Here is a 20474-nt window from a genome sequence, read left to right as displayed (position 1 = left end):
CCCAGCATCGAAGGGAGACACGTCCCCACCTCGGTGTCTCGCCCGCCGCGACGTACGCACTCCGGGAGAGCGCACCATGTCACGCATCCGCTCCGCGGTCACCGCTGTCGACCGCCGTTCCTTCCTCGCCGTGGCCGGCGCCGTCGGCCTGTCGGCCGGTATCGGCGCGGCCGTCGGCGCCAACGGCGGCTCCGGCAGCGCCTCGGCCGCACCCGCGCCCACCGCGCCCCGCACCACCGGTCCCAGCACCCCCACGCCCACCCCGACCCCCACGCCCACCGGCCCGTCGGCCGACCGCACCACGCTCCACTCGCTCGCCGCGCCGCGTGGGGGAGGCGCCGCCTTCCGGCGGATCGGGGACGGACCCGGCTGGCGCAGGGTCGTCCGTGAACAGTTCGCTTCCGCCAAGTCCGGGCGGGAGAGCCGCCGTACGGTGCTCAGCTCCTTCGTCCAGCTCACCGACCTCCATGTGACGGACGTGCAGCACCCGGTGCGCACCGAGTACGTGCGCAGCCAGTCGGCGGGCTCCTGGCGCCCCCACGAGGCACTGTCGGTGCCCGGTGCCGTCTCCCTCATCGAGCAGGTCAACGCGCTGGGCACCGGGCCCGCGACCGGCGCGCCGCTGACCTTCGCCATGACGACCGGCGACAACACGGACAACAACTCGCTCTGCGAACTCGACTGGTACCTCACCCTGATGAGCGGCGGGCTGGTCACCCCCAACAGCGGTGACCCGGAGGCGTACGAGGGAATGCAGAACTCGGGCCTGCGGATGTACTGGCACCCCGAGGACGCCACGCCCGACGCCGACAAGCGCCTGGGCTACCCCCGTATCGAGGGATTCCTCGAAGCGGCCCTGCGCCCGGTGCGCAGCCCGGGCCTGGCCCTCCCCTGGTACTCCACCGTCGGCAACCACGACAGCCTCGCCAGCGGCGCGTACGCCGACCGGACCGGCTTCCTCGCCGAGTTCGCCGTCGGCGGCGCCAAGCTGTACGACCTCCCGGACCAGGACGCGGCGGCGCTGCTCGCCCAGATCTCGCAGGGCGACACCGCCAACGGGGGCCCGCTGATCTCGCTGCTGCGCCGCGAGAAGCGGCGGATGCGGACGATCACCCCCGACCCGCGCCGCGCGCCGTTCACCCCGCTCCAGTACCTGACGGCGCATCTCGACTCGGCGCACACCGGCGCGGGTCCGGTCGGTCACGGCTACACCCGGGCCAACCTGGCCTCGGCGAGCCTCGACTACACGTTCTCCATGGGGGAGAACGTGACCGGTGTCAGCCTCGACACCACGGACCACGGCGGCCACTTCACGGGCTCGGTCGGTACGGGCCAGCTCGACTGGCTGGAGCGGATCCTCAAGGAGCACCGCGACGGGTACGTGGTGCTCTTCACCCACCACAACAGCTGGACCATGGGCAACAAGCGGCCCGACCCCGCGCGCCCCGGTGAGGCACGGCACGACGGGAACGAGCTCGTGGCCCTGCTGCGGCGCCACCGCTCGGCGGTGGCCTGGATCAACGGGCACAGCCACCGCAACGTGGTGCTGCCCCACGGGTCCTTCTGGGAGATCTCCACCGCCTCGCACATCGACTTCCCGCAGCAGGCACGCGTGATCGAGATCGCGGACAACAAGGACGGCACGCTGTCGCTCTTCACCACGCTGATCGAGTCCGCGGCGCCGCGCGAGACCGACTTCACGGATCTTTCGCAGTCCGGTCTGGCGTCGCTCTACCGGGAGCTGGCGCTCAACGCGCCGGGGAGCCGCCAGGATCTGGCGGGCCTGTCGGACGCGCGCAACACGGAGCTCCTCCTGCGTCGCTGACAATCATATAATCCAAGGTTCATGGGTTTACAGGCCTTACAATCAAACCGTCAACCAACGACACAGGCTCCGAATCAATCAGTTTCAGCCCAACTCGCCACACCTCCCGCAAGGGCCCGGACCAGCCCGTTCCGAACACATTCAGCGATCAGAGCGACACGCGGAGCGACCGAAATCGGTCAGGGAGCGGGCGGAGCACCCCCGGCGTGAGCAAGACTCACGTCCGTTGTCCGAGACATCGACCCCAGGGAGTGTTCGAAATGCGGAGCATCGCAAGGGCTGCGGCCTGTGGAGCCGCACTGGCGCTCAGCAGTCTGTGCTTCACCGGCACGGCCGGCGCCCTGCCGACCGGTGGAGCGCCCGTCGAAGAAGCATCCATCGGAGGCGTGCCGGCTCCGGCCGGCACCTCGCCGACCGGGGCGGAGGCCCTCTACGCACCCTCGGCGCTGGTGCTGACCGTCACGGACGGTGCTGATCACAAGACCGGGACGGTACGCCGCGCCGTCACGCTCAGTTGCGCACCCGCCCCGTCGGGCAGCCACCCGGACGCGGCCGGCGCCTGCTCCGAACTCAAGAAGAACGGGGCCAAGTTCGACGCCATCACCGCATCCGGGACGAACCGTGTCTGTACGAAGGAGTGGGAGCCGGTCACGGTGACGGCCGACGGCGTCTGGGAGGGACAGCGCGTGGACTACGTCCACACCTTCTCGAACTCGTGCGCCATGAACGGCGGCAGAGGCGCCGTCTTCACCTTCTGATGCGGGCGGACGGCCACCGCTGACCCGTGGCCCGAGGCGGCCGGGGCAGGGGATTCCCCCCTCCCCGGCCGTCCCGCGTCCGGGCCCCGTCCCACCGTCCCCGCGTCTTCACATCCGTGCCCGTCCACGCCCTCCGGAAGTGAAGGTCACTGGCTGGATCTGGACACGATGTCCCAATACCGGCCCCGTAGAGCCCCCGAACTCAGGTTTTCACCAACGGACTTGAGGAGTTCTCGCGGCGCCGTCCCGAGTCCGTGCGCGCTTTCCCCCCAGGTCCGGAGGACGGTAGGACGCCCTCCGCCTGACGGTGCGTCACTTGTGACTTTCCGTACTGAGACCATTACATCTTCGCCACGTATTGTTACCTCCGTGACAGAAACGCACTCGTGGGGCAGTGGAGGAGAATCATGCGACCGTTCGCGCTGAACTACGCTTTCCCGGCGGAGAGCTCACCGGTCGTCGGACCTTTCGTCTACGACTCCACGCTCCAGCTGAACGTCCTGCCGGACGGACGTCCCGCGATAGCCGACCGTGCGCTGCTGCTTGCCGCCGGGTCCACGACCTCGACGGCCGGCTCCAAGACGCACTTCGACGACTGACCACCCTGGCTACCCGATGACTGTGCTGATCCTCACCGCCGAGGGGGACGTCACCGCCGACCTGGTCGTGGCGGAGCTGCACCGGCGCGGCACACCTCTGGTGCGCTTCGACCCGGCCGATCTGCCGGGCGAGGCGGCGATGTCCGCCGAGTACGTCAGCGGCGACTTCCGCGGCCATCTGTCGGCCGGCGGGCGTCTGTTGAGCATGGACGGACTGCGCGCGATCTGGGTGCGGCGGCCGGGCGCGAGCGCGGCCCACGCGCCCTCCCCCTCCCCCTGGCTCACGGCGGAGTCCGCGCACGCCTTCTTCGGCATGCTGTACTCCACCTCCGCGCGCTGGATGAACCATCCGCAGGCGGCCGCCCAGGCGCGCCTCAAGCCCTGGCAGCTGCGGGTCGCGCACCAGAGCGGGTTCGCGGTGCCGCCGACCCTTGTCACCACCTTTCCCCGCATAGCCCGGCTCTTCGCCGCCGAGCACCGGGACATCGTGGTCAAGTCCATCACCGGCCCGCCGCCCGGCGACCCGCCGGTCTCGCTGCCGACCACCCGGGTGGGGCCCGGCGCCGACTTCGAGTCGGTCGCCGCCGGGCCCACCCTGCTCCAGCGCTACATCTCCAAGCGGGCCGACATCCGGCTCACCTGCGTCGGCCACGAGCTGTTCGCCGCGCGGAAGGCCGCCGAGCCCGGCCAGGTCGACGGCCGGTACGGCGAGACGGGCCACCGCTGGGAGCCCGTGGAGGTGCCCGAGCGCATCGCACGAGCCGTGTACGGCTATATGCGCGTCGCCCATCTCGCCTACGGGGCCTTCGACTTCGCCGAGGACACCGACGGCACGTGGTGGTTTCTCGAATGCAACCAGGGCGGCCAGTTCGGCTTCGTGGAGCTGGAGACGAGCCAGCCGATCGCCGGGGCCGTGGCCGCCTGGCTCGCCTCACCGTCACCGGTCTAGACCATTTCGGGCGAATCCTCGCAGGCCGGGGCGGTGTCCGGTCGCGCGGCCGACGGCGAGGGGGTCCCGCGTCGTCCGGGACCCGCCGTCGGCCGTAGAATCGGCGAAGCGGTGCAACTGCGAAGATCCTGGTTCGGGACGGCCCTTCGGGGCCTCGTTGTCGACCCCTTTCGCCGGTTACCCGCGGTATTTCCCATGACCGTAATTAGGATCGCCGCGGCGCGAATCCGTGCTCAACCCGTTCCTCAACAACCAATCGATTAGCCGCGGTTGGAGATCTCTTGTTTCACCCACAAGGGCTGTGCAATGGTGAACGCGCTCACTCGACAGCAATGGAGAGAGCGCTCAACCGTTCGATTCGGCGGCGGCCGACCGCCCGAAAGACTCTCGCGGCCGTTGCCGTTCCCCCGCTTCGCGCCAGCAGGTCATTTCCCCGGAGGCATACCACCGCCACAAGGTACGCATCAATCGGACACCCCCCTTTCAGTCGGCCGGAAATCACTGCCGCCACCCTCGCGTCAAGGGACTGGACACCCCCCACTCAGTGCCCTGGAAGGCAGGACCTCTGTGCAGGACCCCCGTACGTCCAGAACCACCCCGCTCCCGCCGCCCGCCCGGCCGGGCCCCCGCTCCGAAGGATCGGACGCGGATCTCGTCGCCGCGCTGAGGACCCGCGAGAGCGACCAGGAGGACCACGCCACCGCGCTGTTGCTCGCCCGCCACTGGGGTCCCCTTCTCGACTACGCCGAGATCCGCTCCCCCTCGGCGAACGCCGCGTCGATGCTCGCCACCGCGGCGTTCGGCAAGGTCCTCGACACCCTGCGGGGCGCCGGACCCGTCCCGGCCCTGCGGCCCGAATTCCTGGTGGCCGCCCGGCACACCGCCCATCTCTGGGCGGCGGAGGGACAGAGGGCCGATACCGTCTGGAATCACCACGGAGGGTGGGCCGACACCGGCAGAGCGGGCCCCGACGAGCCGGAGACACCGGAGAATCGGCGGCTCGCCTTCCATGCCTTCCAGGCAATGCCCACACCCTCGCGCTGTCTGCTCTGGCACAGCGCCGTCGAGGCCGAGCCCATAACCGTGGCGGCCGGTCTGCTCGGCATCGCCCCGGAAAGCGCCCTCACCGAACTCGAACACGCGGGTGAACTCTTCCGGTCCGGCTGTGTACGCGCGCATATCCAGCTCGCGCCGGACAGGGAATGCCGCCACTACAACCGCCTGTTGGACGTGTCGCTGCGGCGCGGCGGTGCTTTGCTCCCGGACATCCAGCAGCATCTGGCGGTCTGCGCGTACTGCGCGTTCGCCGCCGAGCAGTTCGTCGAGGCCGAGGGCCGGCCGTCCGTCCTCCTCGCCGAGGCGGTCCTCGGCCCGCACGGCAGGCGCTACCTCGACACGCGACCGGGCAGGCGCGCCGGCGCGCGGTCCGCGGGCGCACGGGGTCGCGCACGGCACTCCCTGGGCGGGCGGCCACGGGTGCTGCCCCGTGTCTCGGTGCTGGGCAGGCGCGTGATGACCACCCCGGGCGTGCCGAGGACCGTACTGCTCAGCGGACTCGGGCTGGTGACCGTCGGTCTGCTCGCCGTGTCCGTCTCCAGCCTCACCGCCGGGGGTGAGAGCGGCGGCGAGGCGGCCGGACCGTCCGCCCCCATCGGCAACGGCACCTCCACGACATCGCCCGACCCGGGCTCGCAGGGCGTCTCGGGACCCGGCCAGATGCCGCCGACGGGCTCGGACGGCGCCGCTCCCGGGCCGATACGGACGACGCTGCGCAGCGCGGACGCCGATCTCTGTCTGGACCTCCGGGACACCCGGCCCACCGCGGGCTCCGAGGCCACACTGGCGATCTGCTCGTCGTCGGCGGGCACGCAGCAGTGGCTGTACGAGGAGGACGGGCTGCTGCGCAACAGCGCGGACCAGGACCTGTGCCTCAACTCCCGTACGGTGGACGGCTCGCTGATCCTCGGCCCGTGCACCGACCCGCCCGCCGAGAACGCCGCCGACGTGCGCTACGACCTGACCGTGCAGGGGCATGTGATCCCCCGGTGGGACGACTCGCTGGCCGTCGTCCCGACAACTCCCGTGGCGGGTACGTCCGTCGTCACGAGGGTCCGCGACGAGTCCACACTCCAGAACTGGTCGACCGACACGGCACCGAACAGCCCCAGGTCGCTGCCGATCGCGGGCGACGGCCGGGCGCCGGGCTCGCCCGGCGACAGGAAGTCCGAACTGCGGAACACGATCAGGTCGACGGGCCCGACGGAGTCGGCGGAGTCCCGTGGGCGGAGCGACGTGCGCGGGCCCGGGCGGGGTGGCGACGGCGGCGGGCGCGGTTGCGAGGCGCCCGGGCGCGGCGAGGGGCGGCACGACCGGGACGACCAGCACGGGAACGGCTACGGAAACGGCCGTCAGGCAGGCGGCGACGGCGGGAACAGGGAACGCTGCGGCAACGGGGGGTTCGACGGCTGAAGGGCACCGGCTCCGGTCGACGGGGCCTCAGGTGACGCCGGTCCCGTGCGCCATCAGCAGCCCCACGTCCAGAGCGGCCACGGCGACCGCCCCGACGAACGGCGCCTTCTCCTGTCGGCGGCCGAGCAGCAGCCCGGCCGCCGCGATCGTCCCCGCGGCGAGCGGGACGAGCACGGCGCCCGTGCCCGCCCGCCCCTCCGGGCCCAGGGTCAGCACCACGGAGGCCGCGACCAGCGGGACGGGCAGCAGCAACCGGGTGCCGGTGGCGCCGAGTCGGTGCGGCAGACCCCGTACACCGGTGGCGAGATCCCCCCGGATGTCGGGCAGGACGTCCGCGAGGTGCGCCCCGACGCCGAGCAACGCGCCGCCGGTGAAGGCCCACCAGGCCGGCCCCGGGGCGCCCGGCAGGCTCAGTGAGACAAGAGCGGGCAGGCCGGCGAATCCGATCGCGTACGGCAGCCAGGACAGCACGGTGGCCTTGAGCCGCAGGTTGTACGCCCAGGCCGCGCCCACCGCGATCAGATGCGCGGTCCCCGCCGGCGCGCCGCACGCGAGCGAGAGCGGCACACAGAGCGCGAGCGCGCCGAACGCCGCGGTCCACACCGTCCCTTGGCCGACCCTCCCCGCGACGACGGGTTTGTCACGGCGGCCGTTGACGGTGTCACGCGGGGCGTCGTAGGCGTCGTTGCACCACCCCACGGAGAGCTGACCCGTCAGCACGGCGACGGTGAGCAGCACGCAACGGCCCACGCCGTGGCCCGCGGTGGCGGCGAGCGCGAGGGTGAGGGCCGTGACGGAGACCACCGGCCCGGGGTGGCAGGACAGCGCCAGTGCCCGTCCGGCGCTCAGCGACCGGGCTCCGCGCGGGGGTTGGGCGTTGCCGGTCCCGGCCTCGCGCGTACTGGTTCCGGGGTCCACATCGGCGTCCACGCGCCGATGGTAGGCGCGCGGGCCGCACGGACATGGCAGCCGGACGGGCGACTTACGGTGTCTCATCCCGTCCCTCGGCTGTTGGGACGGTTATGACATCCCCAGGCTGGAATCGATGACCCGAATCGCCGCCGTGCACGGCGTCCTCGCTCCGTACCGCCACACCCAGGCCGAGATCACCGACATGGTCGCGCGCACCTGTCTGCCCTCGGGTACCGACCGGCAGGTGCTCGACCGGCTGCACGGGAGCGCGCGGGTCCGCACGCGTCATATGTCCCTGCCGTTGGACGACTACGTCAAGATCGACGGTTTCGGGGCCGCCAACGACACGTTCATCGAGCTGGCGGGTGATCTGGGCGCCGAGGCCGTGCGCGGAGCGCTCGGTACGGCCGGGCTCCGGCCCGAGGACGTGGACCTGCTGATCTTCACCTCGGTGACCGGCGTGGCCGCCCCCTCCGTCGACGCCCGTCTGGTCGGGCGGCTGGGGCTGCGGCCCGATGTGAAGCGGGTGCCCATGTTCGGACTCGGCTGTGTCGCGGGGGCCGCGGGCGTCGCGCGGCTCCACGACTATCTGCGGGGCTGGCCCGAGCAGGTCGCCGTGCTGCTGTCGGTCGAGCTGTGCTCGCTCACCTTCCAGCGCGACGACGCGTCGTTGGCGAACATGGTGGCGACCGGGCTGTTCGGTGACGGCGCGGGTGCGCTCGTGGCGGTGGGCGACGGCTTTCCCGGGCCTCGGGCGGCGTCGGGCGCGGCCGGACAGTCGGCGGCGGGATCGTCGGTGGGCGGCGCGTCGGTGGCAGGGCCGTCGGTCGCCGCCGCGTCGACGGCCGGGCCTTCTGTGGTCGCCACGCGCAGCCGGATGTACCCGGACACCGGCCATGTCATGGGCTGGTCGGTCACCGGTTCCGGCTTCCGGGTCGTCCTCGACTCGTCGGTCCCCGAGGTCGTCCGCCGGTTCCTCCCCGACGACGTACGCGCCTTCCTCGCGGAGCACGGTCTGACACCGGCCGACATCACGGGGTGGGTCTGCCACCCCGGCGGCCCCAAGGTCCTCGAGGCCGTGGCCGAGGCGCTGGAGCTGTCCGAAGGCGCGCTGGACGTCACCTGGCGCTCCCTCGCCGAGGTGGGGAACCTCTCGTCCTCCTCCGTCCTGCACGTCCTGCGCGACACCCTCGCGGGGCGGCCCCCGGAGCCGGGCAGCCACGGTCTGATGATGGCGATGGGTCCCGGATTCTGCTGCGAACTCGTCCTGCTTCGCTGGTGAGTTGGAGAACACATGTGGTGGTACACGGCACTGGTGCTCGCCGTCGCCTGCGAGCGCGTCGCCGAACTCGTCGTCGCCCGGCGCAACGCCCGCTGGAGTCTGGAGCGCGGCGGTACGGAGACCGGGCGCGGGCACTATCCGGCGATGGTCGCGCTGCACACGGGTCTGCTGGCGGGCGCGCTCGCCGAAACGGCCCTGGCCGGACGGGCGTTCGTGCCGGCGGTCGGCTGGACGATGCTGGGCATCGTCGTGGCGGCCCAGGCGCTGCGCTGGTGGTGCATCCGGACTCTGGGGCCGCGCTGGAACACGCGGGTGATCGTCGTACCGGGTCTGCCGCTGGTGTCCGGCGGCCCCTACCGGCTGCTCCGGCATCCGAACTACGTGGCTGTCGTCGCGGAGGGGCTGGCTCTGCCGCTGGTGCACGGGGCATGGGTGACGGCCGCCCTCTTCACCGGCCTCAACGCGGTTCTGATGGCGGTCCGCATCCGGTGCGAGAACACGGCGCTCGGGACGGCGCCGGCCGGTGCGCCCGCGTGATCGACGTCCTGATCGCGGGCGGCGGCCCGGCCGGTCTCGCCGCCGGCATCCACGCGGCCCGCGCCGGGCTGCGGGCGGTCGTCGTGGAGCCGCGGACCACCCCGGTAGACAAGGCGTGCGGCGAGGGCATCATGCCCGGCGGCGTGGCGGCGCTGCGCGCGATGGGCATCGCGGTGTCGGGCCTGTCGGGCCGCGACCTGCGCGGTATCCGCTACCGGGACGGCGTACAGGACGCGGAGGCGCGTTTCCGGGACGGTACGGGCCGGGGTGTACGCCGTACCGAACTGCACGCCGCGCTACGGCGCCGGGCCGACGCCCTCGGCGTGGAGACGGTCCGGGGCAAGATCGGCGAGGTCCGGCAGAGCGCCGACCGGGTGTACGCCGGGGGCCGGACCGCGCGGTGGCTGATCGCCGCCGACGGGCTGCACTCGCCGATCCGCCGGGGCCTCGGTCTGGAGCTGCGGGACCGCGCCCCGTCCCGGTACGGGCTCAGGCGGCACTTCCGGGTCGAACCGTGGTCGGACTTCGTGGAGGTCCACTGGGCTCGGCACGGTGAGGCCTATGTGACACCGGTCGGGGACGATCTCGTCGGCGTGGCCGTGCTGAGCCGGGAACGGCGGGGTTACGCCGAACACCTCGCCCGTTTCCCGGACTTGGCCCCCCTGCTGGGGGAACGGCCCGCGAGCGCCGTGCGCGGGGCGGGCCCGCTGCGGCAGCGGGTGAGCAGCCCGCTGGCGGGCCGGGTCCTGCTGGTGGGCGACGCCGCCGGTTATGTGGACGCGCTGACCGGTGAGGGGGTGGCGCTCGCCCTCTCCACGGCGGAAGCGGCGGTGCGCGCGCTGGCGCAGGACCGGCCGGGGACGTACCCCGCGGCCTGGGCGAAACTGACGCGACGTCACCGTCTTCTTACGGAGGGCCTGTTGTACGCCACCCGCCGCCCGGGCGGGGCCCGCCTGATCGTGCCCGCCGCGGCCCGGCTCCCGTCGGTCTTCGCGGCGGCGGTCCACGCGCTTCAGTAGCGCGAGCCGCGTCCCACCCGGCTGCGGTCGCCAGCGCGGGAGTTGCCGTTCCGCTACTCCGCGACGGGGCTGTCCGCCCCCGGCTCGAACCAGGTCGGCTCGTCCGCGAGGGCCTGTTTGATACGGAACTTGGCGAACTCGGGCAGCTCCGGCAGCGCGTCCACCGGGAACCAGGCGACCTCCAGGGACTCGTCGTCGTTGACCCTGGCCTCCCCGCCCGTCGCACGGCAGCGGATCGTGATGTCCAGGTACTGGCACTGATCCCCGTTGGGGTACGTGACGGGCTTGCGCATCGCCTGAACGAGGACGACCCGCTCGGCCGTGCAGCGCACGGCGGTCTCCTCGTACACCTCGCGCTCCGCCGTCGCCGCGGGCTGCTCCCCCGGCTCCGGGATCCCGCCGATGACCGACCAGTTGCCCGTGTCGGCGCGCCTGCCCAGCAGCACCCGCCCGTCGTCGTCGAGGACGATGGCGCTGACCCCCGGCAGGAGCAGCAGCTGGTGCCCGGCGGTGGCGCGGATGTCTCGGATGAAGTCTGGCGTTCCCATGCCGCGACCCTATGCGCAGGGCTCAGCTCGCGTCGTCGGCGGCCGGGTGCCGGCGGGCGCGTACGGCCCGTGCGCCGGCCCAGCCGAGACCGGCGACGGCGATCGCGACGAGCAGCGCCTCGGGCAGCGTGCCCATCCGGGTGGCGGGCGTCCGCGAGGAGCGCAGCGGCAGCTCGCGCACGAGCGCGTCGGGGGTGAACATCCTCGTCTCGTCGACGACCTTGCCGTCCGGCATGATCATCGCGCTGACGCCGCTGGTGACGGGGACGACGACCGCGCGGCTGTGCTCGACGGCCCGTACGCGGGACATCGCCAGCTGCTGGTAGGTCATCTCGCTGCGCCCGAAGGTGGCGTTGTTGCTCGGTACGGTGATCAGCTGCGCCCCATGGGTGACGGTGTCGCGCACCGCCCAGTCGAACGCCGCCTCGTAACAGGTGGCCAGACCGACCTTCGTACCGGCCAGATCGAAGACGCCCACCTTGTTCCCCGGCCCGAAGTCGCGTCGCACCCGGTCGACGTCCGAGCTGAAGATCCGTACGAAGGAACGCATCGGGATGTACTCGCCGAACGGCTGGACATGGCGCTTGTCGTACGTGGCGACGGGCCCCTTCTCGGGATCCCACTGGATCAGGGAGTTGCGCAGCTTGCCGGTGTCGGGCGAGAGCACGGAGCCGACCACCGTCGGCACACCGATCGCCTTGACCGCGTCCTCGATGACCAGGCGCGCGTCGCCGTTGCGGAAGGGGTCGAGGTCGGAGGAGTTCTCGGGCCACAGGACGAAGTCCGGCCGCGGCTCCTTGCCGGCCTTCACATCGGCGGCCAGTCGCTCGGTGCGCTCGGCGTGGTTGTCGAGCACCGCCCGGCGCTGGGCGTTGAAGTCGAGCCCCAGACGCGGCACGTTGCCCTGGATCGCGGCGACGGTCGCGGTGCCGTCCTCGGCCGACGCGTCCACGAGGGGCAGCGCGGCGAGGGCGCCCGCGACGGGGAGCAGTACGGAGAGCGTGGCGACGGCGACGGTGGCGTGCCGGAACGGTCGCGCGGACGCGGGGGCGGCATCATCGCCGTCGGTGCCGACGGTGGTGTCGTTGCTGTTATCGCGGCCGGCGCGGTGGGCGAGGAACAGGCGCACGCCCTCGTACAGGCCGAAGCCGCACAGCACGACGGCGAACCCCAGTACGGGTGTGCCGCCCACCGCCGCGAGTGGCAGGAACATGCCGTCCGCCTGGCCGAAGGCGATCTTCCCCCAGGGGAAGCCGCCGAACGGCACCCGGGCGCGCGCGGCCTCGCCGAGGATCCATACGGCGGCGGCGAGCACCGGCCACCCGGGCAGTCGTGACACGGCGGCGATGCCCACGCCGACGGCGCCGATGAACAGCGCCGACACGGCGGCCAGCGCGACCCATGGCAGCGGGCCCACCTCCTCGCCCGTCCACTTCAGGAGCGGCAGCAGGAAGCCGAGACCCGCGAGGAAGCCGAGTCCGAACCCGGCACGCGGGCGGCGCCCTCTGAGTGTCCAGCCGAGGACGGCGAATCCCGGCAGTGCCAGCCACCACAGCGGGCGGGGCGGAAAGCTCGCGAAGAGCAGCAGACCGGACAGCACCGCGGCGCCCGGCCGTGCGTACCGGCGCGGCCACCGCCTGCCGCCGGGCGCGGGAACGGGCTCGGCGGGTTCGACGGGGGTGATGGTGGTGCTCACCCGGCGGAGTCTACGGTGGCACCCCCGAACGGCGCAGTCCGCCCTGTCCGCGCGGCCTCGGCCGGGGGCCGCCGACCCCCAATCGTGGCGCAACGTTTCCGCGCCGGATCTCCACATACCCCCTGCTTTGCGATTACCGTGTGCGCAGCCCTGGAGTGGGCGCGCAGTGCCCCGACCGATCCGGCTCCAGGGCTGTCTCGGGTCGGGGGGTCCACGGGATGGCAGTACCGGCAGGCCGGTCCGTCGCGCGCGAGCAGAGCGGTACGTCCGATGTCGTCGGCACCGTGGTGTTCGTCGGCTGCGCGGTATGGGCCCTGGTCAGCGCGGCCGGCCGGGAGGGCAGACCCGAGGGCGTGCTGCTGGCCGTGCTGGCGGTCGCCGCCGGTTACACCTGCGGACGTATCTCGGGGACCCTGGCCCCCGTCGCCACGGCCGGCACCCTGGCCGTGGCCGCGTACGTCCTGGCGGTCGCGGCGCGTCACGACGTGCGGTTCGCGCTGGGCGACCAGGAACTCACCCGGGCCGAGCTGGACCGGCTCGCGGAGGCGACACGCCCGGTCGTACGGCTGCGCGACCAGTGGGTCCTCATCGACCCGGAGGAGGCCAGGCGCGCCCGGGAGAGCCAGGACCGCAAACTCACCCCCGTCGACGCGCTCGGAGCCGTCCTCACCGGGTCCACCGAGGTGGACGGGCGACGGGTCGAGGTGGAGGCCTCGGGCTGGCTGGCGGCGCTGCGCGACCGCCTCGCCGACCCGGAGGGCACCGACCAGGAGATCGGCCAGCCCGCGGCTCTCGCGGCGACGCTGCGCGACTACCAGCTGCGCGGCCTCAACTGGCTGCACCGGATGACCTCGCTCGGTCTCGGCGGCTGTCTCGCCGACGACATGGGCCTCGGGAAGACCATCACGGTCATCGCGCTCCATCTGCACCGCCGGAGCGACGAGTCGGCCGCCGGTCCCACCCTGGTGGTCTGCCCGACGTCGCTGATGGGCAACTGGCAGCGTGAGATCGAGCGGTTCGCGCCCGGCACACCGGTGCGCCGCTTCCACGGCGCGTCGCGGAGTCTGGAGGCCCTCGCGGACGGCGAGTTCGTGCTCACGACGTACGGCACGATGCGTCTGGACGCGGCCCGGCTCGCGGGCGCCGAGTGGGGCATGGTCGTCGCCGACGAGGCGCAGCACGTGAAGAATCCGTACTCCTCCACCGCGGGACAGCTGCGCACCATCGGCGCCAAGGCGCGTGTCGCCCTCTCCGGCACCCCGGTGGAGAACAACCTGTCCGAGCTGTGGGCGATCCTCGACTGGACGACGCCGGGTCTCCTCGGCCGGCTCCCCACGTTCCGTACGCGCTACGCGCGGGCGGTCGAGGGCGGCGATCCGGGGGCGGCGGAACGGCTGTCAGCGCTGGTACGGCCTTTCCTGCTACGGCGCCGCAAGTCGGATCCGGGCATCGCGCCCGAGCTCCCGCCGAAGACGGAGACCGACCGGGCGGTGTCCCTGACCACGGAGCAGGCGGGGCTCTACGAGGCCGTCGTACGGGAAACCCTCGCGGCGATCCAGGGTGCCGACGGCATGGAGCGCCGCGGCCTCGTGATGAAGCTGCTGACGTCGCTCAAGCAGATCTGCAACCATCCCGCGCAGTTCCTCAAAGAGGACGATTCGCCGCGTGTCGCCGGGCGTTCGGGGAAGGTCGAACTGCTCGACGAACTGCTCGACACCATCCTCGCGGAGGAGGCGAGCGTGCTCGTCTTCACCCAGTACGTACAGATGGCGCGGCTCCTGGAACAGCATCTGGCCGCGCGTGGTGTCCCGACGCAGTTCCTGCACGGCGGCACACCGGTGCAGCGGCGCGAGGAGATGGTCCGGCGGTTCCAGGAGGGTGAGGTCCCGGTGTTCCTGCTGTCGTTGAAGGCGGCGGGCACGGGTCTGAATCTGACACGCGCGGAGCATGTCGTGCACTTCGACCGCTGGTGGAACCCGGCGGTCGAAGCACAGGCGACGGACCGCGCGTACCGCATCGGCCAGAGCCGGCCGGTGCAGGTGCACCGCATGATCGCCGAAGGCACGATCGAGGACCGGATCGCCGACATGCTGACGCGTAAACAGCATCTGGCGGACTCGGTCCTCGGCGCCGGTGGCGAGGCGGCACTGACCGAACTGACCGACGACGAGCTGGCCGATCTGGTCGAGCTGCGAGGGAGTGCGCGATGACCGGAGCCGGTAGTGGTGGCGACGGCGGTCGCGGTGACGGGAGCGGGGAGGAGCGTACGTTCGCCGCTCTGCCCCCGGCGGCCGGCCGCGCCTTCGCGGGCACCTGGTGGGGACGGGCGTGGCTGAAGGCGCTCGAAGACACGGCGCTCGACTCGCAGCAGCTCAAGAAGGGCCGCAGGCAGGCCCGTGAGGGGGCCGTCGGCGCGGTTTCCGTACGACCCGGGAGAATCACGGCCGTCGTACGGGACAGGGACGGCACCGCGCAGCGCAGCGACGTGCTGTTGCAGCAGCTCAGTACGGAGGAGTGGGACCGGTTCCTGGACATGGCCGTCGAGCGGGCCGGGCACATCGCCGCGCTGCTGGACCGTGACATGCCGCCGCATCTTGTGGAGGACGCGGCGGGGGCCGGGGTCGAGTTGCTGCCCGGCATCGGCGACCTGGAGCCGGAGTGCGCGTGCGACGCCTGGGACCTGTGTCCGCACACGGCGGCGCTCTGCTACCAGGTGGCGCGCCTGCTGGACGAGGATCCCTTCGTCCTCCTACTGATGCGTGGCCGGGGTGAGCGGCAGCTGCTCGACGAGTTGCAGGTGCGTTCGGCGCGGGCCGCGCGGACTCGGCGGAATCCGGCCGACGGCGCCCGCCCGGACGCGGGCGGGGCGGTTGCCGAGGAGCCGGGCGGCGTGGGAGGCGTACGCGCCGACGAGGCGTTCGCGGCGCGGGACATCCTCCCGCCGCTGCCCCCTCCCCCGCCGGTCCCGGAGGAGCCCGGGCTGCCTCCGTCGCTCGACACGGAGGCGGAGCCGCCACCCGGGATCGACGCGGACGCGCTGGAGTTCCTGGCGGCCGACGCGGCGTCGCGAGCGCTGCGGCTGCTGATGGAGGCGCTGTCCGCGGGGCACGAACGACAGCCGCTCCACGAGGAGTTGACGCCCCGTCAGGACGCGGTCCGGCTGGCGGCCGCGTCGGACGATCCGCTGATAGCGGTGCGACTCGCCGGGGGCACGGGCCGGCAGCACGCCGAACTGGAGTTGGCCGTGGAGGCGTGGCGCCACGGCGGCCCGGCGGCGCTCGCCGTGCTGGAGGAGGAGTGGGAGCCGGAACCGGACGCGCTCGCGCGGGCGAAGGCGGACCTCGCGGAGGCCTGGGAGGGCGTCGAGCGCCCGCGACTGCGCGCGGGGGCGGCGGGCCGCTGGACGGTGGCGGGAGCGGACACCCAGCTCCGCTACGGCCGCGACGGCCGCTGGTGGCCCTACCGCAAGGTCCGCTCCCGATGGGCCCCCGCCGGCCCACCGGCCGCCGACCCGGCGTCGGCACTGGCCGCCCTGGCGGCGGAGACGTGACACCGCCGCGCGGCCGAAGCGGAGCCTTCCGGATGCGGTAGGGGGATGGCACGTCCGGAAAGCCGCCCGCACCCGTTGAGAGTGAGGCGGGCGGTGAGCTGCCACTCGCCGGGCTGCCCCGAGCGCAGTACCGCACGCGTACGGCGCCAGCCGCTGGTGGCCCTACCGCAAGATCCGCTCCCGATGGGCCCCCGCCGGCCCACCGGCCGCCGACCCGGCATCGGCACTGGCCGCCCTGGCAGCGGAGACCTGACGCTCCCGCGCGGCTGAAGCGGAGCCGTCCGGGTCCGGGAAGGGGATGGCCCAGGGGGGACGCGCCCGCCACGAGTGGGGCCGCTGCCGACGCCTGCCACCGCCGTGCCGACCCGACGTGGCACCACCAGCGTGGTGGGCGCCGGCGCCAGGCCGTACAGAGGCGGCTCCTGAGGGCGGGCGCCGTCGCCGAGGGTGATGCCGACCGTGGGCGCGCACACCGGGGTGGCGCGGTCCCGTCGTCAGCCGACCTGCGGGCCCGGGCGCGACCGTCCTCCGGACCGTGCCGTCCACAGCCTGGCCCCCGCTGAACCCTCCGGTGCCTCCCGGAAGGCGGACCCGGCCGGCGCTCCTTACTCTCTGTTCAGAGAGCACACCACAGGGCGACTCTCGCGGTGCCCACTCGTCCGATCCCGAGGAGTCCGCCATGCCGGAGTTGTTCATCGGTGGCAGGTGGACCGCCGCCATCGGCGGTCGGGAACGCGAGATCCGCTGCCCGGCGGACGGCACCCTCGTCGCCACCGTGGACGAGGCCGGCCCGAAGGACGCGGCTGCCGCGATCGAGGCCGCCCGTGACGCCTTCGACCGCGGCCCCTGGCCCGGCACGCCGACCGCCGATCGGGGGAGGCTGCTGCTGCGCGTCGCCGAGCTGCTGGAGCGCGACAGGGCCGCGTTCGCGCAGGCCGAGTCCCTGGACACGGGGAAGCGGCTCGTCGAGAGCGAGTACGACATGGACGACGTCGCGAACTGCTTCCGCTACTTCGGCAATCTGACGGCCGCCGGCGGCACCGACCGGGTCGTCCACACCGGTGACTCCGGCGTCGACAGCCGTGTCGTCCACGAGCCGGTCGGCGTCTGCGCGTTGATCACTCCCTGGAACTATCCGCTGCTCCAGACCTCCTGGAAGGTGGCTCCCGCTCTCGGCGCCGGCAACACCTTTGTTCTCAAGCCGAGTGAGCTGACCCCCCACACGGCGATCATGCTCATGCGGCTGCTGGCCGAGGCCGGGCTGCCGGACGGCGTCGCGAATCTCGTCCTCGGGGCCGGTGCCACGGCCGGCGCGCCGCTCACCGAGGACCCCCGCGTCGACATGGTGTCCTTCACCGGTGGACTGGCCACGGGCCGCCGCGTCATGGCGGCCGCCGCGCCGACGGTGAAGAAGGTCGCCCTGGAGCTCGGCGGCAAGAATCCCAACATCGTCTTCTCGGACGCCGATTTCGACAGCGCCGTCGACTACGCGCTGACGGCGGTGTTCCTGCACTCCGGGCAGGTCTGCTCGGCCGGTGCGCGGCTGTTGATCCAGGACGAGTCGCACGACACGTTCGTGGACGAGCTCGTACGCCGGGCCAAGCGGATCCCGATGGGCGGCCCGTTCGACGAGCACGCCCGCACGGGGCCGCTGATCTCCGCCGCTCACCGCGACAAGGTGGAGGCGTATGTGGCGGCCGGGCTCGCCGAGGGCGCCGTACTGCGCTGCGGCGGAAAGCGCCCCACCGACCCGGAGCTGCGCAACGGGTTCTTCTATCCGCCGACCGTGCTGGACGACTGTGCTCCGGGGATGTCGGTGGTGCGTGACGAGTCGTTCGGCCCGGTTCTCACCGTCGAGCGGTTCAGCGACGAGGACGAGGCCGTGGCACTCGCCAACGACACCGTCTACGGGCTGACCGGGGCGGTCTGGTCGCAGGACGTCGGGCGCGGGCAGCGGGTGGCGTCGCGTCTGCGGGCGGGCACCGTATGGATCAACGACTTCCACCCGTACGTGCCGGGGGCCGAGTGGGGCGGGATGAAGCAGTCGGGCTTCGGACGGGAGCTGGGGCCCGCCGGGCTGGCCGAGTACCAGGAGGCCAAGCACGTGTGGCGCAATCTGTCGCCCACTCCGCAGGGATGGTTCGAGTGAGCGCCGGGGGCGGCGCACCCGGGCCGCCCGCCAGGACCCGCACCAGCTTCTTCCGGCGGCGTACCGGACATCGGGTCCGACCGGCTGTCGACGGACAGTCTCCAGTTTCGTCGTCATCCCGCCTGGGGCTCATGGGGCACGAGGAGTTATAAGCCGGGCTCGCCCGGCCGCATCGGCACCCAGCGGCCGGGGTTCCGTCACAGCAGGGTCACAACCGGTGCATGCCGGGGTGCACTTCGCATCCCGTACAGCTACCTTCATCCCTCCACGAAACAGCCTTCGGGGGGACACATGAGCAACAATCCACCGCCGGGCCCGCCCGAGCCGTGGGGGCCGCCGCCCCAGCCGTTCGGCCCACCGCCCCCAACCCCCCAGGGCGCTCCGCCCAGTTGGGCGCGTAAGCGCGTCGTCGTCCCCGCCGCGCTGATCGTGTTCGCCGTCGGGGCCGCGGCGGGCGCGGCGGGTGCCTCGGGGAATGGCGACGGCACCGCCGAGGCCAAGCCAGGGCCGACGGTCACCGTCACGGCCGAGCCGGCCGCTCCCGCCGAGGGCGGGGAGGCGCCACCGGAGGACAAGCCGGGGGCGGAGAAGCCGAAGGACGCGAAGTCCGTGACGATTCCCGGGGAGGGCACGTTCGTCGTCGGCGAGGACGTGCAGCCCGGCACGTACAAGACGTCGGGGCCCTCGGATTCGGAGTACCCGAACTGCTACTGGGCGAGGCTGCGGAGCACCTCGGGCGACTTCGAGGACATCATCTCGAACGGCACCCCGAGCGGGCAGACGACCGTCACCATCTCCGGCGGCGACGGCGCCTTCGAGACCACCGGCTGCGCGGAGTGGAAGAAGTCCGACTGACGATCCGGCGCACCCACCCCAGCGCTCACCCCCGTACCCACCCCCCGCGCTCACCCCCCGCGCTCACCCCAGCAGCAACGACCTCGGCTGCGCGGAGAGTGCCTGGTCGAGGACCAGGGACGCCGCCCCCACCGCCGCCACGTTCTCGCCCAGCGTGGTGGTGAGGACCGTCGTCGGGTGGGTCGCCCTGACGAACGGGGACCGGGCGACCATCGGCTCGATCGTCGCGAGCAGGCGAGGGGCTAGCAGCAGCCACGTCGGTCCGCCGAAGACGATGGTGTCGACGTCCAGCAGCGTCCCCGCCGCGCAGACCCCCCGGCCGATCCGGATGGCGAGGCGCTCGATGATGCCGTCCGCCTGCGCGTCGCCCTCGGCGGCGAGCGCCGTCAGCCGCTCCAGACCGCGCTGGGCGTCGGCCGGATCCAGCACCGTGTACTCGGCGCCGAGCACACCCAGCGCGATGGCCTCGTCGACGAGTGTCCGGGTGGAGCAGGCCGCGCCGAGTCCGCCGACCTCGCCCGCGTTCCCGGAGACGCCGCGCAGCACGGTGTCCTCCACCACGAGCCCCATCCCCGAGCCGGTGCCGAGGTAGAAGAAGAGCAGGTTCCGGCTCTCGGTGGCCGCCCCCGCCCAGCGCTCGGCGACGACGGCGGCCGTGACGTCCTTGTCGAGAAGCGCCGGAAGTCCGGTCGCCTCGCTGAGCCGGTCGCGCAGCGGGTAGCGGCCCCAGCCGGACAGCTCCGGCGGGTCGACCACCCAGCCGGCCAGGGCGTCTATGGGCCCGGGGGCGGCGATGCCCAGACCCAGTACCCGCTCCTCGTCGATGCCCGACTCCGCCACCAGCGAGCGTACGGACGCGGCCATGTCCGCGACGGTCCCGTCGGTGTCGCCGCCGCTCGGGGTGCGCTGGCTGCGATGCCCCACGACCGTACCGAGCAGATCCACCAGGACGCAGGTGATCACGGCGGGGTCCAGATGGACCCCCACGGCGTAGCGCGAGGTCGCAACGATCTCCAGGAGCGTTCGGGGTTTGCCGCTGCCGGTGTTCTGCTTCCCCGATTCACGGGCCACGCCCTGGTCCAGCAGCCGGCGCGTGATGTTGGAGACCGTCTGCGCGGACAGACCGGTGGCCTGCGCGAGTTCGACCCGGCTCAGGCCCGCCGGGTGCCGGCGAATGGCATCCATGATCACGGACTCGTTGAAGTCCCCCATACGCGGCAGGTTGGTGCCGCGCCGGATCGTGCGCTTCTCGGGTCTCACCGTGTTGGCGGTCAACGTTCCTCTCCCAGCCCCGGGCGGCGGCGCGGTCGCCGTGCCGCCGCCGCC

The 20474-nt window shown here is 72.7% G+C and carries 15 protein-coding genes and 1 pseudogene; 12 read left to right on the top strand and 4 right to left on the bottom strand.

What is annotated here, in order from left to right:
• Positions 1 to 76 precede the first annotated feature (76 nt).
• From ACFWU9_RS06880 to ACFWU9_RS06860, 5 genes are all read left to right on the top strand, one after another.
• The gene (locus ACFWU9_RS06880) at positions 77 to 1825 is read left to right on the top strand and encodes a TIGR03767 family metallophosphoesterase (RefSeq protein ID WP_384315327.1); all 1749 of its coding nucleotides are present in this window, start codon (positions 77 to 79) and stop codon (positions 1823 to 1825) included.
• A 260-nt stretch (positions 1826 to 2085) separates the two neighbouring features.
• Positions 2086 to 2583, top strand: a complete 498-nt coding sequence (locus ACFWU9_RS06875) for a subtilase-type protease inhibitor (RefSeq protein ID WP_384315326.1) — start codon at positions 2086 to 2088, stop codon at positions 2581 to 2583.
• Between the two features lie 407 nt (positions 2584 to 2990).
• Positions 2991 to 3182, top strand: coding sequence for a putative ATP-grasp-modified RiPP (gene tgmA, locus ACFWU9_RS06870; RefSeq protein ID WP_384315325.1), 192 nt, complete (start codon positions 2991 to 2993; stop codon positions 3180 to 3182).
• A gap of 16 nt (positions 3183 to 3198) precedes the next feature.
• Entirely contained in the window at positions 3199 to 4131 is a 933-nt protein-coding gene (tgmB, locus tag ACFWU9_RS06865) for an ATP-grasp ribosomal peptide maturase (RefSeq protein ID WP_384315324.1), read from the top strand.
• A 567-nt stretch (positions 4132 to 4698) separates the two neighbouring features.
• Positions 4699 to 6600 (top strand): RICIN domain-containing protein, encoded by a 1902-nt coding sequence (locus ACFWU9_RS06860; RefSeq protein ID WP_384315323.1) that lies wholly within the window; start codon positions 4699 to 4701, stop codon positions 6598 to 6600.
• Between the two features lie 27 nt (positions 6601 to 6627).
• On the opposite strand, the gene ACFWU9_RS06855 is transcribed toward ACFWU9_RS06860, so the two are convergent.
• On the bottom strand, positions 6628 to 7530 hold the full coding sequence (locus ACFWU9_RS06855) for a UbiA family prenyltransferase (RefSeq protein WP_384315322.1): 903 nt from the start codon (positions 7528 to 7530) through the stop codon (positions 6628 to 6630).
• A 115-nt stretch (positions 7531 to 7645) separates the two neighbouring features.
• Here ACFWU9_RS06855 and ACFWU9_RS06850 point away from each other — a divergent pair, with 115 nt between their 5' ends.
• Genes ACFWU9_RS06850 through ACFWU9_RS06840 form a run of 3 tightly spaced genes read left to right on the top strand, consistent with a single transcriptional unit; the run spans position 7646 to position 10350 of the window.
• Complete coding sequence (locus tag ACFWU9_RS06850; protein WP_384315321.1) at positions 7646 to 8794, top strand: type III polyketide synthase; 1149 nt, start codon at positions 7646 to 7648, stop codon at positions 8792 to 8794.
• Positions 8795 to 8806: 12 nt separating this feature from the next.
• Positions 8807 to 9331 (top strand): isoprenylcysteine carboxyl methyltransferase family protein, encoded by a 525-nt coding sequence (locus ACFWU9_RS06845; RefSeq protein WP_384315320.1) that lies wholly within the window; start codon positions 8807 to 8809, stop codon positions 9329 to 9331.
• Positions 9328 to 10350 carry an NAD(P)/FAD-dependent oxidoreductase gene (locus tag ACFWU9_RS06840; RefSeq protein WP_384315319.1) on the top strand — a complete coding sequence of 341 codons (1023 nt, stop codon included), beginning with the start codon at positions 9328 to 9330 and terminating at the stop codon, positions 10348 to 10350. The genes ACFWU9_RS06845 and ACFWU9_RS06840 overlap by 4 nt, the downstream gene beginning before the upstream one ends.
• A 53-nt stretch (positions 10351 to 10403) precedes the next feature.
• Here ACFWU9_RS06840 and ACFWU9_RS06835 read toward each other — a convergent pair whose 3' ends face one another.
• Both ACFWU9_RS06835 and lnt read right to left on the bottom strand, forming a co-directional pair.
• Positions 10404 to 10898, bottom strand: a complete 495-nt coding sequence (locus ACFWU9_RS06835) for an NUDIX domain-containing protein (RefSeq protein ID WP_384315318.1) — start codon at positions 10896 to 10898, stop codon at positions 10404 to 10406.
• A 22-nt stretch (positions 10899 to 10920) separates the two neighbouring features.
• The gene (gene lnt / locus ACFWU9_RS06830) at positions 10921 to 12594 is read right to left on the bottom strand and encodes an apolipoprotein N-acyltransferase (protein WP_384315317.1); all 1674 of its coding nucleotides are present in this window, start codon (positions 12592 to 12594) and stop codon (positions 10921 to 10923) included.
• Between the two features lie 482 nt (positions 12595 to 13076).
• On the opposite strand from lnt, the pseudogene ACFWU9_RS06825 reads away from it, so the two are divergent.
• From ACFWU9_RS06825 to ACFWU9_RS06810, 4 genes and pseudogenes are all read left to right on the top strand, one after another.
• A pseudogene (locus tag ACFWU9_RS06825) lies at positions 13077 to 14804 on the top strand (DEAD/DEAH box helicase); the annotation flags it as partial.
• A complete protein-coding gene (locus ACFWU9_RS06820) occupies positions 14801 to 16144 on the top strand; it encodes an SWF or SNF family helicase (RefSeq protein ID WP_384315316.1) in 1344 nt (447 codons plus the stop codon). The pseudogene ACFWU9_RS06825 and the gene ACFWU9_RS06820, both read left to right, overlap by 4 nt.
• A gap of 679 nt (positions 16145 to 16823) precedes the next feature.
• The gene (locus ACFWU9_RS06815) at positions 16824 to 18293 is read left to right on the top strand and encodes an aldehyde dehydrogenase family protein (RefSeq protein ID WP_384315315.1); all 1470 of its coding nucleotides are present in this window, start codon (positions 16824 to 16826) and stop codon (positions 18291 to 18293) included.
• A 291-nt stretch (positions 18294 to 18584) separates the two neighbouring features.
• Complete coding sequence (locus ACFWU9_RS06810) at positions 18585 to 19148, top strand: hypothetical protein (protein ID WP_384315314.1); 564 nt, start codon at positions 18585 to 18587, stop codon at positions 19146 to 19148.
• A gap of 63 nt (positions 19149 to 19211) precedes the next feature.
• Here ACFWU9_RS06810 and ACFWU9_RS06805 read toward each other — a convergent pair whose 3' ends face one another.
• A complete protein-coding gene (locus tag ACFWU9_RS06805; RefSeq protein ID WP_384315356.1) occupies positions 19212 to 20360 on the bottom strand; it encodes an ROK family transcriptional regulator in 1149 nt (382 codons plus the stop codon).
• Between the last annotated feature and the right edge of the window lie 114 nt (positions 20361 to 20474).

Source organism: Streptomyces sp. NPDC058653 (assembly GCF_042716895.1).
Lineage (GTDB): Bacteria > Actinomycetota > Actinomycetes > Streptomycetales > Streptomycetaceae > Streptomyces.
Note: the sequence above shows the minus strand (reverse complement) of the source record. Positions and strands in the feature narration are given on the sequence as shown.

Excerpts from the sequence above, each read along its gene's own strand:
- tgmB (WP_384315324.1), top strand. The coding sequence starts at position 3,199 with ATGACTGTGCTGATCCTCACCGCCGAGGGGGACGTCACCGCCGACCTG.
- ACFWU9_RS06835 (WP_384315318.1), bottom strand. The coding sequence starts at position 10,898 with ATGGGAACGCCAGACTTCATCCGAGACATCCGCGCCACCGCCGGGCAC.
- tgmA (WP_384315325.1), top strand. The coding sequence starts at position 2,991 with ATGCGACCGTTCGCGCTGAACTACGCTTTCCCGGCGGAGAGCTCACCG.
- ACFWU9_RS06875 (WP_384315326.1), top strand. The coding sequence starts at position 2,086 with ATGCGGAGCATCGCAAGGGCTGCGGCCTGTGGAGCCGCACTGGCGCTC.
- ACFWU9_RS06850 (WP_384315321.1), top strand. The coding sequence starts at position 7,646 with ATGACCCGAATCGCCGCCGTGCACGGCGTCCTCGCTCCGTACCGCCAC.
- ACFWU9_RS06880 (WP_384315327.1), top strand. The coding sequence starts at position 77 with ATGTCACGCATCCGCTCCGCGGTCACCGCTGTCGACCGCCGTTCCTTC.
- ACFWU9_RS06815 (WP_384315315.1), top strand. The coding sequence starts at position 16,824 with ATGCCGGAGTTGTTCATCGGTGGCAGGTGGACCGCCGCCATCGGCGGT.
- ACFWU9_RS06810 (WP_384315314.1), top strand. The coding sequence starts at position 18,585 with ATGAGCAACAATCCACCGCCGGGCCCGCCCGAGCCGTGGGGGCCGCCG.
- ACFWU9_RS06845 (WP_384315320.1), top strand. The coding sequence starts at position 8,807 with ATGTGGTGGTACACGGCACTGGTGCTCGCCGTCGCCTGCGAGCGCGTC.
- ACFWU9_RS06820 (WP_384315316.1), top strand. The coding sequence starts at position 14,801 with ATGACCGGAGCCGGTAGTGGTGGCGACGGCGGTCGCGGTGACGGGAGC.
- ACFWU9_RS06805 (WP_384315356.1), bottom strand. The coding sequence starts at position 20,360 with ATGGGGGACTTCAACGAGTCCGTGATCATGGATGCCATTCGCCGGCAC.